The following is a 13,249-nucleotide window of genomic DNA, read 5'->3' as shown; positions in this document are numbered from 1 at the left end:
GGGGCGGGCGGGGGCGGGCGCGGGGCGGGCAGGAAGGGGCGGGCGGGAGTGCGCCGCCGATAGGCTCGGGGCATGACCGACATCCGATGGGGGATCCTCGCGACGGGTGGCATCGCCCACGCGTTCGCCAAGGACCTCCGCACTTCGGGCCGCACGATCGCCGCCGTCGGCTCGCGTCGGCCCGAGTCCGCACGGCAGTTCGCGCAGGAATTCGGCATCCCGCACGCGCACGGTTCCTACGATGAGCTCGTCACCGATCCCGACGTCGACGTCGTCTATGTGGCGTCCCCCCACAGCCATCACTGCGAGCACGCGATCCTCGCGCTCGAGGCCGGCAAGCACGTCCTGATCGAGAAGGCCGTGACCCTGGATGCCGACGAGGCCATCGCGATCCGCGACATCGCCGCCGGTCGCGGACTGCTGGCGATGGAGGCGATGTGGACGCGGTACCTCCCCCACATGGTCCGCATCCGCGAGATCCTCGCCCAAGGGACCCTCGGCGAGGTGCGCCTCGTCATCGCGGACCACACGCAGCGGCTCCCGTCCGACCCCGCCCACCGCCTCAACGCGCTGGAGCTCGGCGGCGGGGCACTGCTGGACCTCGGCATCTACCCGGTCTCGTTCACGTGGGACGTCCTGGGCCCGATGACGGGGGTCCGCGCCCTCGGCCGGCTCGGCGACACGGGCGCCGACACCGAGGTCGCGATCGCGGCGACCCACGACTCCGGCGCCCTCTCCTCCATCGCCATGAGCTCCCGCGCGGCTGGCCCCAACACCGCGCACATCATCGGCACGGAGGCGCGCATCGACATCGACCGCGTCTGGTACACGCCCACATCGTTCCGGGTGACGGCGACCGACGGCACCGTGATCGAGGAGTACGCCTCCCGCATCGACGGCCGCGGCATGCAGTTCCAGGCGCTGTACGCCGAGAAGCTCCTGTCCGAAGGCCGTGCCGACAGTGAACTGCTCCCCTTCGAGGAGTCGATCGCCATCATGGCGGCCCTCGACGACGTCCGCACGCAATTGGGTGTGCGCTACCCGAAAGTGCGTTGACATGCCCGATCTGCAGACCTCACGCGTCGCCGTCTACCTCGACTTCGACAACATCGTCATGAGCTGGTACGACCGCGTGCACGGGCGCAACTCCTACGCCGGCGACCGCCAGAAGATCATCGCCGATCCCGACGCTCCCGAGATCGCACAGAAACTGAAGGACGCCACGATCGACGTCGGCGCGATCATCGACTACGCGGCGTCGTTCGGCACACTCGTGCTCACGCGCGCCTACGCCGACTGGTCGTCACCGGTCAACGCCCTGTACCGGGCGCAGCTCGTCGCGCGGGCCGTCGATCTCGTACAGCTGTTCCCCGCCGCCGCGTACGCGAAGAACGGCGCAGACATCCGCCTCGCTGTCGACACCGTCGAGGACATGTTCCGTCTGCCCGACCTGACGCACGTGGTCATCGTCGCCGGCGACAGTGACTACGTCCCCCTCGCGCAGCGCTGCAAGCGGCTCGGCCGTTTCGTCGTCGGCGTCGGTGTCGCCGGCTCCACGGCGAAGTCACTCGCCGCCGCGTGCGACCAGTTCGACTCCTACGATTCGCTGCCCGGCGTGCACGCCCCGGAGCCGCCGGTCAAGAAGTCGGATGCCGGCACCGCACCCGCAACGACGAGCTCGCGACGCCGCAAGAAAGCCGAGGACCCCACCGCCGAGCTGCTGCGCCGTGCACTGATCCTCGAACGCGAGCGCACCGACGAGGAATGGGTGCACCTGTCCGCGGTCAAGAACCTGCTCAAACGCATGGACCCCTCCTTCTCCGAGAAGGCGCTCGGCCACCGTTCGTTCTCCGACTTCGTGAACGCGCATCCGACGGTCGCAGACATCGACGAGACCACGAACATCGTGCGTGTTCGGCTGCACGTTCCCGATTGACTGACGTCAGGCCGATCGACCGACACCAGACCGGCCGACCGATATCAGTCGGCTGACCGCGCTCACGCCGCGAACGGGATCACCCCCACGAGCACGCCGACGGCGAGCATCACGAGCGATACGACGCACGCACGCCACAGCACCTTCTTGTGATGATCGCCGAGGTTGACGTTCGCGAGCGAGACGAGCAGCAGGATGGCCGGCACGAGCGGGCTCTGCAGGTGCACGGGCTGACCCGTGATCGACGCGCGCGCCATCTCGACGGGTTCGATCCCGAAGTGCGATGCGCTCTCGGCGAGAACAGGCAGAATGCCGAAGTAGAACGCGTCGTTGGACATGAAGAACGTGAACGGGATCGACAGGATGCCGGTGATCACCGCCAGGAACGGCCCCATCGCATCCGGGATCACGCTCGTGATCCACGACGCCATCGCGGTGACCATGCCGGTGCCACCCAGGACCCCGACGAGGACGCCCGCCGCGAGCACCATCGAGACGACACCCACGATCGATGGCGCGTGCGCGACGATCTCGTCGGCCTGGCTCTTGAGCTTCGGGAAGTTGACGGCGAGCGCGATCGCGGCGCCGACCATGAAGACGTAGGCCAACGGGAAGAGGTCGAGCACGAGGAGCACCATGACGGCGAGGGTCAGCACGAGGTTGAACCAGATGAGTCTCGGCCGCAGCGTGGCACGGTTCGGGTCGAGCATCGTGTCGGCCATCGCGGTGTCCGCGGCATCCACCAGCGATGCCGCGTCGACCGCGTCGCGTCCGCCGCGCACCGTGACGATGTTGCCCGTGCGCAGCGACGCCACTGCGCCTGGCTTGGGCTCCGCGCCGCGGACGAGGAGGGGCCCGGCGAGGACCCCTCCGGGGGCCGTCGCGCCGAGCCTGGACGTGTCGATCGACCCGGCGAGGCGTCGACGCTCGCCCAGCCCGAGCACCCACGCGAAGGTTAGGGCGATGACGAGCCCGGTGGCGAGCGAAGGCAGCATCGGCACGAAGATGTCGGTGGGCTGCAGGCCCAGCGCCGTCGCGGCACGCACGGTGGGACCGCCCCACGGGACGATGTTGAGCGTTCCGTTCATCAGGCCCGCGACACACGTCAGCACGACGGGGCTCATCCCCAGCCGCAGGTAGATCGGCAGCATCGCCGAAGTCGTGATGATGAAGGTCGTCGACCCGTCGCCGTCGAGCGAGACAGCACCGGCCAGCAGGGCCGTGCCGACGACGACCTTGGCAGGATCGTCACCGAGCAGACGTGTGATGACGCGGATCAGCGGGTCGAACAGACCGACGTCGATCATGATCCCGAAGTACATGATCGCGAACATCAGCAGCGCCGCCGTAGGCGCCATGCTGCCGATCGCGTCGATGATCATCTCGCCGAGGCCGAGCCCGGCGCCCGCGAACAGTCCGAAGATCGTCGGGACGACGATCAACGCGACCATCGGCGTCAGGCGCCGCGTCATGATCAGCGCCATGAACGTCAGCACCATCGTGAATCCGAGGACCACGAGCACGCCATCCGAGGGTGTGAAAGCGACGTTGTAGCTTTCGCCGGCATCCTGCGCCATGAGTAAGAGGGGCGTCATCTCGACTCCTTCGTCCGGTGTCCACCGCGATGTGGACGGATGCCGAGAACATAGCCACCGGCCGAGACGGGCGCACGCTATCTCGCATTGCCGCACGTTCTGCGCGTAACGTGAGTTCAGCGCATTGTGCGCACCCGGCGCACGCGGCACTCGTGCGCAAGAGACGGAGGCAGGCCGGTGCGATTCGCGACCCGCGTCCTCCTGCTGCAGCTGGCGACCGTCGTCGCGGTCGTCGCGGTCTCCGCCGCCGTGTTCCTCTGGCTCGGCGTCGCGCAGCTGCGCGCAGAGGCGGAGAACTCCGCGCTGAACATCGCGCGCACGATCGCCGTAGACCCCCAGGTGCGCGAAGACGTCGCGGCGTTCTCCCGGCGGGCACAGCTCCCGCCCGCCGAGGAGTTGCGCGACGGCGACCTGCAGGCGCTCGCGACCGATATCACGGCGCGCACCGGCACGCTGTTCGTCGTGATCGCGGATGACGACGGCATCCGTCTCGCGCACCCCGACCTCGATCTGCTCGGCCACCAGGTCAGCACCGAATTCCATGAGGTGCTCGCGGGCCACGAGGTCGTCACGTGGGAGGAGGGCACGCTCGGCGTCTCGGCACGGGCGAAGGTTCCCGTTCTCGCTCCCGGCCGACAGACACCCGTCGGAGAGGTGAGCGTCGGATTCGAGCCGGCGAGCGTCTTCGACGACCTGCCCGCCCTCGTCGCGGGCATCACGGCGGCCGCCGCGGCGGCACTCGCTCTGGGTGCACTCGCCGCGCTGGCGCTGCGTCGGCGATGGGAACGGCTCACTCTCGGTCTACAGCCCGAAGAACTCGTCGCGCTCGTACAGAATCAGGCCGCAGTCCTCGACGGCGTCGGCGACGGCGTGATCGCCCTGGACGAGGCCGATGTCGTCCGCGTATGCAATGAGAGCGCCCGTGAGGCGCTCGGGATCGTCGACCCGGTGGGTCGATCCCTCGGCGAGCTGGGAGTCGACCCCGCGATCATCGCTGCTGTGCACACCGGCACCGCCCGTGACGGAATCGTCGTCGGAAAGCGGGTGCTGTACGTCGACGCGTGGCCGGTGCAACGAGGCGACCGCGACCTCGGTGTCGTGCTGATCGTCCGTGACCGCACCGACCTGGTCGCCCTCAGCGAGCGGCTCGAGTCGGTGCGCGCGCTCACCGGAGCGCTCCGCGTGCAGCGGCACGAGTTCGCCAATCGGATGCACGTCGCCGCGGGCCTGATGGATGCCGGTCGCACCGTCGACGCGCGCGCCTTTCTCGACGACCAGGTGCAGCGCGGCCCCATCGACTACCCCGTTGCGGGCATCGGTCTCGTCTCCGACCCGCTGCTGCAGTCGCTGCTCGGCGCCATGGCCCTCGAGGCGGGCGAACGCGGCGTCATGCTGACGGTCGCCGAAGACACGTTGCTCCTCTCGCCGTTGAGTGAGGTCGAAGACGTCGCTGCGGTGCTCGGCAATCTCGTCGACAACGCGGTGCGCGCGGCGGTGGCGGGTGCCGAGCCACGCACCGTGCAGGTCGGACTCTATGGTGACGGCGCCGATCTCGTGCTGACCGTCGGCGATTCCGGCTCGGGCATCGCACCCGGTGCCGACCCGTTCGGCGGCAGCCGCGCACCCGGTGGTCGAGACGATCGGGACGAGCGCGACGTCGGTCGTGTGCACGGGTTCGGCGTCGGCCTGCCGCTGTCGCGCGAACTCGCTCGTCGGCACGGCGGAGACGTCTGGGTCATCGACCCGGGCGGAGCCGGGAAAGGTGCCGTGTTCGGGGCGCGGCTGCGCGGCGTGCTGCGCATACTCGCGCAGCAGGGAGCCACCCCATGAACGGAACGGTGCGCGTCCTCGTGATCGACGATGACTTCCGCGTCGCGGGCCTGCACCGCGATATCGTCTCGTCGCGTCCGGGCTTCGCCGCCCTTGATCCAGTGCGCACGCTCGGCCAGGCATCCCTCGCCGTACGAGCCGAGCATCCCGACCTGCTGCTGGTCGACGCCTACCTGCCGGACGGCGACGGGATCTCGTTCGTGCGCGACTGCGATGTCGATGCGTTCGTCCTCTCCGCCGCCGAAGACGCCGCGACGATCCGCCGCGCCCTACGGGCGGGAGCCCTTGCCTACCTCACGAAGCCGTTCGACCGTTCCGTCCTCGCCGCTCGCCTCGACCGCTACGCGCGCTTCCGCAATCTGGTGGAAGGGGAGCGCGCTCTCGCACAGTCCGACCTCGACCGGGCTCTGGCCATCTTGCACGGCGGAGTCGACTCCGGCTCGGTCTCTCGCTCGGCGACCGAGCAGTTGCTGCTCGTGACCCTCGGCGATGACGAGGCCTCGGCCACCGAGGTCGCCGAACGCGCCGGGATCTCCCGCGCCACGGCGCAGCGGCACTTGTCGGCGCTGGCCGCCCGCGGCGTCGTCGATGTGAAGCTGCGGTACGGCACGACGGGCCGTCCCGAGCACCGCTACGCGCGAGCGCGGGCGTGAACCCCCTCTCCTCAGGAGTGCCAGCCGTTGAGGATCGCCCTCAGGCCCAGGCCGAACTGCCAGCCGCCGTCGAACGCGGCCGCATCGACCGTGCCGAGCAGTCGCACCACCCGCGGAAATCGCTCGGCGTGGGCTGCGAGCTCCGCCGGGTCGAATTCGCCGCCGGCACCGCCGGCGGGCTCGGCGACCTCCGCGAGCACATGTCCGATCGTGAAGGAGGCCAGGACGTCCAGCAGGGCGACCGTGAGCGGTCCGGGCTCGAACCCGTGCGGCTCCAGCAGTTCCAGTCCGCGCTCGAGGAATTCGTACTGCTCCGTCGTCACCAGCGGATGCGTCGCGACGATCGGCACCGCGCGCGGATGGCGCGACAGTTCGTCGCGGAACCCGCTCATCGCACGAGCGAGCAGTTCGCGCCAGTCGGCATCCGGCGCCGCGTCGGCGAGTTCTTCGATGCCGAGGCCGTCACGCCACAGGATCTCGGCGATCCCGTCGAGCAGTTCGCCCTTGCCCGGCACATACCGGTAGACGGCCATCGGGTCGACCCGAAGTTCGGCACCGAGCCGGCGCATCGTCAGCGCGTCGAGTCCATCGCGATCGACGAGGGCGAGGGCCGTGCGGAGAATGAACTCACGACTGAGCGCGGGTCGCGTCGGGCGCTTCCCCGCATCGCTCACGACTGTCTCCGTCCTCAGGAATCCCCGGTCTTCTCGCTGTCGGCGCGGAACCGCACCGCGGCCACCGTGGCGAAGCCTATCGCGAACACCACGAGCACCCCGATGGCCGGGAGCACCTCCGCGACGCCCGCAGTCTCCAGGCTGATTCGCTGAACGGCATCCAGCGCCCAGTACGCAGGGCTGACGTGCGCAGCCGCGCGCGCCCAGTCGGGAAACCCGGAGACGGGGGCGAGGGCCCCGCCGAGGCCCGCCATGAGCATGCCGACGAGGTTCACGATCGACATCGCCAGGTTCATGGACGAGACGAGGGCGACGATCATCACGCCGAAACAGGCGAGCACGGCCGAGAAGGTCGCCAGCACGAGCGCGAGCGCCCAGACGCTCCCGGTCGGCCGATAGTCGTAGAGCAACGCGCCCAACCCGACGACCGCGGCCAGCTGAACCGCCTGGATGAGGTAGGCGACCCCGACCTTGCCGACGACGATGTCCGCGGTGGAGGCTGCGCTCGCGCGCAGCCGGTCCCACGTGCCCCAAGCGTACTCACGGAAGAAAAGGGTGATCACTTGCTGCGTGGACAGGAACGCGAACAGCACGGCGAACCCGGGCACGACCTGCTCCGCGCCCGTCGCGTGCGCATAGCCCTGTGCGCGCAGCTGCGCCTGCGCGCCGGGCAGCATGAACGGGATGAGCACGAGCGGGATGGCGACCATGAGCAGGTGGACGGCGGGATCTCGCAGTTGCAGCAGTAGATTCGTGCGGGCGATCGCGACGCTACGCGGCAGTGACATGGGAGTCCTTCTCGGCGGTGAGAGCCGAAGGGTCCGGCTCGTCGGCGTGGTCGGCGCAGATCGCAAGGTATGCCGTCTCGAGATTCGCCCGCACGACCTCGACATCGGCGAGGTCCGCTGTGCGCACGCCCGGAGCACCCAGCGCCTGCGCGAGCGCGGCGCCGGGGTCGGTGACCGCTTCGCACGGCGAGAGCCACCGACCGTCGCTACGCCACCCCGCCACGGGCGGCGGCGCAGAGCGAAAACGGAGCCGCACAGTGGGTTTCGCGTGCCGGTCGATGACCTCGCCGAGGGGACCGTCCACGACGATGCGGCCGCCGTCCAGCATCGCGATCCTCGCGCCCAGCTCTTCCAGCTCTGGCAGATAGTGCGTCGTGTACACGATCGTGGCGCCGTCCGCCGCCATCCGCCGGACGACCTCGAGGATGCCGGCGCGTGAGGCGACGTCGGCCCCGACGGTCGGCTCGTCGAGGAAGAGCACGCGCGGCCGGTGCACCAGCGCGATGCCGGTGTGCAGGCGACGCTTCTGTCCGCCGCTGAGGGTGCCGGCCCGCTGACCTGCCTGCGGCGTGAGCCCGAGCAGATCGAGGATGTCGTCCGCGCTGCGACGGGCGACGGCTGGGCGCAACCCCGAGATCTCTGCAAACGCAGCCAGGTTCTGACGGCACGTCAGTTGCGGGTACAGTCCCAACTCCTGCGGCGCCAGCCCGATCCGCCGCCCGAGCCCGGCGGGAGCGCGGACGACGTCCACGCCCCCGACGCGCACGTGGCCTGCATCGGCACGCACCAGGCCGCTCATCACGCGGATCAGCGTCGACTTGCCCGCGCCGTTCCGGCCCAGCAGTCCGATCAGCTCCCCCGGTACAGCCGTCAGGTCGATGCCCCGCAGCACTTCTCGACCCGCGAAGCTCTTGCGCACCTCGCGCAGCGAGATGGCCGCGTCGGCATCCGTCTCGCCCGCTGTGCATTCTGGCGCTCCGTCTACACTGTAGATCATGTCTACACTGTAGACCCGGGTCTTGTCGGACACAACTCCCCGGATGCCGGCTCGGTAGGCTGAGGAGGTGAGCGATGGGGTGCAGCCGGCGATCCGGCGACTTCCGGACGGCACCGTCAAACAGATCGGGCCGCTCACCGGCACCCGGGTATGGACGGTGCCCGGCCGCGCGAATCGGCCGCTCAGCATGCCGCGCGAGCACGCCCACATCCTCGAGCCCGACGAGGAGAATCGCCTGTGCGCGTTCTGCTCCGAGCGGTACCTCGAGACCACGCCTGACAAGGCGCGGCTGGTCGGAGCGGACTTCACCGAGCTGCGGAAAGTGCCCGCGTCCGAGTTGAACGACACGGTCGCCGAGTTCCGCCGCTTCGGCAACCTGTTCGAGATCGTCTCGGCCGAGTACTGGCGTGAGAACCACGGCTTTCGCCAGCCCGCTGCGGTGTTCGAGTGGGCGCAGGAGTACCTCTCGGATCCGGCCGGTCGGGCGCACCTGGAAAAGCTCGCCGAGATCCGCGCGGCCGCCAGCGGAGAGACCGTGAGTATCGAAGAGGCCGCCCTGGACCTCCTCGGCGGATCGCACGATGTCATCGTCGCGCGCCGACACGTCGTCGACGGCGCCATGAGCGACGCCGAACTGGCTTCTGCGGGGACGCTCACTCCCGACGAGCACGCCGCCTATCTCGCGTTGACCGTGCAATCTCTCGCCGAGATCCAGGCCGCCCAGCCCCACGCCGCGTACGTCGCGGTGTTCCAGAACTGGCTGCGCCCGGCCGGCGCGTCCTTCGAGCACCTGCACAAGCAGCTCGTCGCGATCGACGACTACGGCCCGCAGGTCGACCACGAACTGCGGTTGCTCGCGCAGAACCGCGACCTCTACCAGCGCGAGATCGTCGACCTCGCCGTCGCTGAACGGCTCGTCGTCGCCGCGACCGACGGGGCTGTCGCGGTCGCCGGCGTCGGGCATCGCTACCCCGCGTTCGAGGTGCTCTCGACATCCGAGGCCAACCTGCCGCAGGAGCATTCGGCCGCTAGCATCCGCGCCGTCTCCGACCTCGTCCACGCGCTGCACGCGGCGACCGGCGTGCACGTGCCGACGAACGAGGAATGGCACTACCGGCCGCCCGGTGCACCGTGGCCGATGCCGTGGCGCATCGTGCTGAAGTGGCGCATCTCGAACCCCGCCGGGTTCGAGGGCGGCACGAAGATCTACGTCAACACGATCGACCCGTGGGAGCTGCGTCGCCGCGCCGTCGAGTCCCTCCATGCGCTGCGGGATGCCGGGGCGATCGCGCCCGGCATCCGCATCGGCGACGAGTGCACCCCCGCCGACGCGCGGCTGCGGTACGCGGACAGTGGGAGCGGCGACGCGTGAGCGGGGCGCCCATGGAGACGGATGCCGACGGTGCCACCGACGGCCCGGATGCCGCCGAGCGACTCATCTTGGACGAGTCCGCCGCCGCCCGCCGCGGTGTGCGTGCCGACGAGCTGGTCGTCATCGCGGAGGAATGCCCCGCGCTGGCACTGGCTGTCGCGGGCGAGTTCGGCGGCGATGGTGAGGTGCGCGCGGTGCGCGTCCACCAGGACGCGCTGACCGGGGAACAGACACTCGCGGCGAACGCCGCCGCGAGGGGCCTCACCGGTCGGGTGCGTTCGCTGCCATTGTCGCCCGGGCTCGTCCGGGGTGCGAGGGTCGTGCTGCTGCGCCTGCCGCGGTCGCTCGATGCCCTCCGCGATGTCGCGGGGCTCATCGCCGCGCACGCCGATCCCGCGGTCGCCGTGTTCGCCGGCGGGCGGATCAAGCACATGAGCCTCGGCATGAACGACGTGCTGCGCGCGTTCTTCCACCGGGTCGACGTCAGCCATGCGCGCCAGAAGTCGCGCGTGCTCATCGCTCGCAGTCCGCACGACGGCCGCGACCCGGCACCCACGGCGGCGCGCGTCGACGTGCCCGGACTCGAGGATGTCGCCGATGGCGTCGAGGTACGGGCATTCGGTGGCGCGTTCGCGGGAGCCCGGCTGGACCTCGGCACGCGGATGCTGCTCGCCTCGCTACTGCCAGCCGCGGTCGACGCTCCTGGTGGCACCGCGGACGACCCGTGGATCGATCTCGCGTGTGGAACCGGGATCGTCGCGGCATCCCTCGCTCTGCGTTGCCCGTCCGCACACGTCTACGCGACGGACCGTTCCGCGGCCGCCGTCGCCTCGGCGCGGGCGACGATGCTCGCGAACGGCGTCGCCGACCGCGTGAGCGTCGTGCGTGACGACGCCCTGCGAAGCCGGGCGGATGCCGGCGCCTCGCTCATCGCGCTGAACCCGCCGTTCCATGCCGGGGCCGCGCTGACGACCGCGCTCGCGACGGCGCTGTTCGCCGACGCGGCCCGCGTGCTGCGCCCCGGAGGACAACTGTGGTGCGTGTGGAACTCACCGCTGCGCTACAGGCCGCACCTGGAGCACCTGGTGGGTCCGACGCGACAGGTCGCGCGCGGCCCGAAGTTCACCGTCACCGTGTCGACCCGGGGCTGAGCCGCCGAGGGGATACGAGCGATCAAACGATGCCGGCGCGGATGCCGTCGAGTGATGCCGCGACCTTCGGCAACCGCTGCGCCAGCGCGCTGTCGAGCTCTTGCAGGCGGTCTCGCGCGTCCTGCAGTACGCGGTCGCCCTTCGGCGTGACGTGGAGGTCGCTGGCAGCACCCGCGTGGGCGGTCGCATCCTCGACGAGACCATCGTCGACCAGGGTGCGCACGGCGGTGTGCGCGGACTGCACCGTGATGTGCGACCGACGCGCGAGCTCGGAAAAAGAGATGCCCGGTTCGGCATAGATGTGGCCCAGCAACCCGAACTTGCGAGTCGTGATGCCGAGGTCCTTCAGGATGGCGGAGAGCTGCCCCTCCCACATCGCCGAGACGGCCAGCAGCGCGATCACGGGGCTGAAGCGCTGCGGCTGCTGAGTCATGGGCTCAATGCTAGCGATCAGTCCCCCGGCGGGGCACGGGCCTCACCGACACAGGAGAAATCACCGAGACAGGACGTGTGATCGTCAACACGCCCTGTCTCGGTGAGATTTCCTGTCTTTTGTGGCGCGGCGACCCGTGCCCAGACCAGTCGCTGCTCAGCGCAGGCGCATCAGCTTCACACCGGCGACGATGATCGGCGCCATCAGCGGGATAAAGGCGATGGCGGCGAAGACGCCGATGTTGAGCACCGGGACGAGGAACGCGAACAGCGGCAGCGGCGCGATCCACCAGCTGACGACCTTCGCGCGGGCGAGCCCGAGGCTCAGGGCCAGCAGACCGCCCAGGCCGAGCAGCTGCGCGGTGAGGAACCATGGCATCATGCTGTCGTCCTTCGCGGTGGCGTTCAGCAGAACCGCCTGGTCGGGCGTGAGCACGTTGCCGGCCGCGACGAGGAACCAGTCCGACAGCAGCAGGCCGGACATCTGGATGGCACCGAACGCCACGAGCACCGCGGTGAGCGAGACCCAGACGCGGCCGCGACGGCCGACGAGCAGGATCAGGCCCATGACGCCGAGGGCGAGCGCGACCCAGGAGTGGTGCAGCAGGTTGGCGGACAGCAGGCTCGTCGCCGGGTCCGCGGCGAGCGACGCGATGTACCCGGCATCCCCCTCTTCGGTCTGCGGCGGCGAGAAGACCATCCCGGCGCTGAACAGCGCGGGGAAAGCGAGGAGTGCGGCGCCGGCGAAACGCGTGAGTCCGCGCGGGACGCGGCGGTCGGCGACGGTGGTGTCGATGGATGCCGAGGCGCGAACGGCGGCGACGGGCGAGAACAGGTCGGACATGAGAGGGTCTCCCTTCGAGGTGGATGTCGTCCGTGACGGAGACATCCGTGGATCAAGTGATGATCCGACTCTCCCGGTCGGGTGACCCGGGCGGGCAGGGAGCACGATCCCGCGTGGCGTCCCGTTTGTGGTCCCGGTTGCCGTCCCGCATCCGGTCCCACGGCGGCGGGCACGGTCAGCCGCGGCCGAGCCCCGCGTCGCGGGCACGCACGATCGCCTCGGCGCGGTCGGCGACCTGCAGCTTGGCGAAGATGTTCGAGATGTTGTTGCGGATCGTCTTGGGAGACAGGAACAACGTCTGCGCGATCTGCGGATTCGAGCGCCCCGCGGCGAGCAGATCGAGGATCTCGCGCTCGCGGGCGGTCAGCTGCGGAAAGAGGTCCTGCGGCACGTGCGTCGGTGGCCCCGAGACGAAGAACTCCCCGACCCGGCGGGCGATCGCGGCGCCGAACAGCAGCCCGCCGGCGGCGACGATCTCGATCGCGCGGCGGATCTCGTCCTGCGAGGCGCCCTTGAGAAGGTATCCGCGCGCGCCTGACCGCATCGCGGCGAAGACCGTCTCGTCGTCGTCCGACATCGTCAACACGACGACGGCGATGTGCGGATGCCGGGTCGTGATCTCCCGGGTCGCGGCGATGCCGTCGAGCTCGGGCATCTGCACGTCCATCACCACCACGTCGGGTTGCCGGGCGTCGACGGTCGCGATCGCCTCGCGCCCGTCTGCGGCGGTGCCGACGACGGTGACGCCGTCGAGCGAGCCGAGCAGCATGGCGAGGCCGTCGCGGTAGACGGGGTGGTCGTCGACGAGGACGACCTCGATGGCATCGGTCACGGTCGGGCTCCTTCGGCGGGCGTGGGGACGGTGGCGGCGACGATGGCGCCCGGGGCGATGTCGGCGGCCGGGTCACCGCGATCGGGCACGGAAGGCCGCGGCAGAACCGCCCGCACGATCGTGCCGGGGTCCGCGGCGAAGACCT

Annotated in this window: 13 protein-coding genes; 6 read left to right on the top strand and 7 right to left on the bottom strand. The window is 70.1% G+C overall.

The genetic code is table 11. The annotated features are described in order from the left end of the window. The first annotated feature begins 72 nt into the window (after positions 1 to 72). Positions 73 to 1,056, top strand: coding sequence for a Gfo/Idh/MocA family protein (locus WBP48_RS06930; protein WP_424438077.1), 984 nt, complete (start codon positions 73 to 75; stop codon positions 1,054 to 1,056). Position 1,057: 1 nt separating this feature from the next. Continuing rightward, positions 1,058 to 1,936 carry an NYN domain-containing protein gene (locus WBP48_RS06925; protein WP_424438074.1) on the top strand — a complete coding sequence of 293 codons (879 nt, stop codon included), beginning with the start codon at positions 1,058 to 1,060 and terminating at the stop codon, positions 1,934 to 1,936. 62 nt (positions 1,937 to 1,998) lie between these two features. Here WBP48_RS06925 and WBP48_RS06920 read toward each other — a convergent pair whose 3' ends face one another. Beyond that, a complete protein-coding gene (locus WBP48_RS06920) occupies positions 1,999 to 3,531 on the bottom strand; it encodes a CitMHS family transporter (RefSeq protein WP_424438071.1) in 1,533 nt (510 codons plus the stop codon). 177 nt (positions 3,532 to 3,708) lie between these two features. Between WBP48_RS06920 and WBP48_RS06915 the strand changes: the two genes are divergently transcribed. Both WBP48_RS06915 and WBP48_RS06910 read left to right on the top strand, forming a co-directional pair. After that, complete coding sequence (locus tag WBP48_RS06915) at positions 3,709 to 5,361, top strand: ATP-binding protein (RefSeq protein ID WP_424438068.1); 1,653 nt, start codon at positions 3,709 to 3,711, stop codon at positions 5,359 to 5,361. After that, positions 5,358 to 6,014, top strand: a complete 657-nt coding sequence (locus WBP48_RS06910) for a response regulator (protein ID WP_424438065.1) — start codon at positions 5,358 to 5,360, stop codon at positions 6,012 to 6,014. Before WBP48_RS06915 ends, WBP48_RS06910 begins: the two co-directional genes overlap by 4 nt. Positions 6,015 to 6,025: 11 nt before the next feature. Here WBP48_RS06910 and WBP48_RS06905 read toward each other — a convergent pair whose 3' ends face one another. From WBP48_RS06905 to WBP48_RS06895, 3 genes are read right to left on the bottom strand one after another with little or no spacing between them, the layout of a single operon-like run. After that, positions 6,026 to 6,688 (bottom strand): TetR/AcrR family transcriptional regulator, encoded by a 663-nt coding sequence (locus WBP48_RS06905; RefSeq protein WP_424438063.1) that lies wholly within the window; start codon positions 6,686 to 6,688, stop codon positions 6,026 to 6,028. A gap of 14 nt (positions 6,689 to 6,702) precedes the next feature. Then, positions 6,703 to 7,476: an ABC transporter permease gene (locus WBP48_RS06900; protein ID WP_424438060.1), complete on the bottom strand. Its 774-nt coding sequence runs from the start codon at positions 7,474 to 7,476 to the stop codon at positions 6,703 to 6,705. Further along, complete coding sequence (locus WBP48_RS06895; protein ID WP_424438057.1) at positions 7,460 to 8,473, bottom strand: ABC transporter ATP-binding protein; 1,014 nt, start codon at positions 8,471 to 8,473, stop codon at positions 7,460 to 7,462. The genes WBP48_RS06900 and WBP48_RS06895 overlap by 17 nt, the downstream gene beginning before the upstream one ends. Before the next feature lie 67 nt (positions 8,474 to 8,540). Here WBP48_RS06895 and WBP48_RS06890 point away from each other — a divergent pair, with 67 nt between their 5' ends. Beyond that, positions 8,541 to 9,845, top strand: coding sequence for a DUF4921 family protein (locus WBP48_RS06890; RefSeq protein WP_424438054.1), 1,305 nt, complete (start codon positions 8,541 to 8,543; stop codon positions 9,843 to 9,845). Next, a complete protein-coding gene (locus tag WBP48_RS06885) occupies positions 9,842 to 10,996 on the top strand; it encodes a class I SAM-dependent methyltransferase (RefSeq protein ID WP_424438051.1) in 1,155 nt (384 codons plus the stop codon). The genes WBP48_RS06890 and WBP48_RS06885 overlap by 4 nt, the downstream gene beginning before the upstream one ends. Before the next feature lie 22 nt (positions 10,997 to 11,018). On the opposite strand, the gene WBP48_RS06880 is transcribed toward WBP48_RS06885, so the two are convergent. From WBP48_RS06880 to WBP48_RS06870, 3 genes are all read right to left on the bottom strand, one after another. After that, the gene (locus WBP48_RS06880) at positions 11,019 to 11,429 is read right to left on the bottom strand and encodes a MarR family winged helix-turn-helix transcriptional regulator (RefSeq protein ID WP_424438048.1); all 411 of its coding nucleotides are present in this window, start codon (positions 11,427 to 11,429) and stop codon (positions 11,019 to 11,021) included. A gap of 156 nt (positions 11,430 to 11,585) precedes the next feature. Further along, a complete protein-coding gene (locus tag WBP48_RS06875; protein ID WP_424438045.1) occupies positions 11,586 to 12,272 on the bottom strand; it encodes a hypothetical protein in 687 nt (228 codons plus the stop codon). Between the two features lie 175 nt (positions 12,273 to 12,447). Beyond that, complete coding sequence (locus WBP48_RS06870) at positions 12,448 to 13,104, bottom strand: response regulator (RefSeq protein WP_424438042.1); 657 nt, start codon at positions 13,102 to 13,104, stop codon at positions 12,448 to 12,450. Positions 13,105 to 13,249 lie beyond the last annotated feature (145 nt).

Origin of the sequence: Microbacterium sp., assembly GCF_049661145.1 — a bacterium.
Classification (GTDB): Bacteria; Actinomycetota; Actinomycetes; order Actinomycetales; family Microbacteriaceae; genus Microbacterium.
This window is presented reverse-complemented; position numbering and strand designations above follow the sequence as displayed.

Bases quoted from the DNA above. Each gene is read 5' to 3' on its own strand.
- WBP48_RS06930 (WP_424438077.1), top strand. From the start codon at position 73: ATGACCGACATCCGATGGGGGATCCTCGCGACGGGTGGCATCGCCCAC.
- WBP48_RS06925 (WP_424438074.1), top strand. From the start codon at position 1,058: ATGCCCGATCTGCAGACCTCACGCGTCGCCGTCTACCTCGACTTCGAC.
- WBP48_RS06920 (WP_424438071.1), bottom strand. From the start codon at position 3,531: ATGACGCCCCTCTTACTCATGGCGCAGGATGCCGGCGAAAGCTACAAC.
- WBP48_RS06910 (WP_424438065.1), top strand. From the start codon at position 5,358: ATGAACGGAACGGTGCGCGTCCTCGTGATCGACGATGACTTCCGCGTC.
- WBP48_RS06900 (WP_424438060.1), bottom strand. From the start codon at position 7,476: ATGTCACTGCCGCGTAGCGTCGCGATCGCCCGCACGAATCTACTGCTG.
- WBP48_RS06895 (WP_424438057.1), bottom strand. From the start codon at position 8,473: ATGATCTACAGTGTAGACGGAGCGCCAGAATGCACAGCGGGCGAGACG.
- WBP48_RS06880 (WP_424438048.1), bottom strand. From the start codon at position 11,429: ATGACTCAGCAGCCGCAGCGCTTCAGCCCCGTGATCGCGCTGCTGGCC.
- WBP48_RS06875 (WP_424438045.1), bottom strand. From the start codon at position 12,272: ATGTCCGACCTGTTCTCGCCCGTCGCCGCCGTTCGCGCCTCGGCATCC.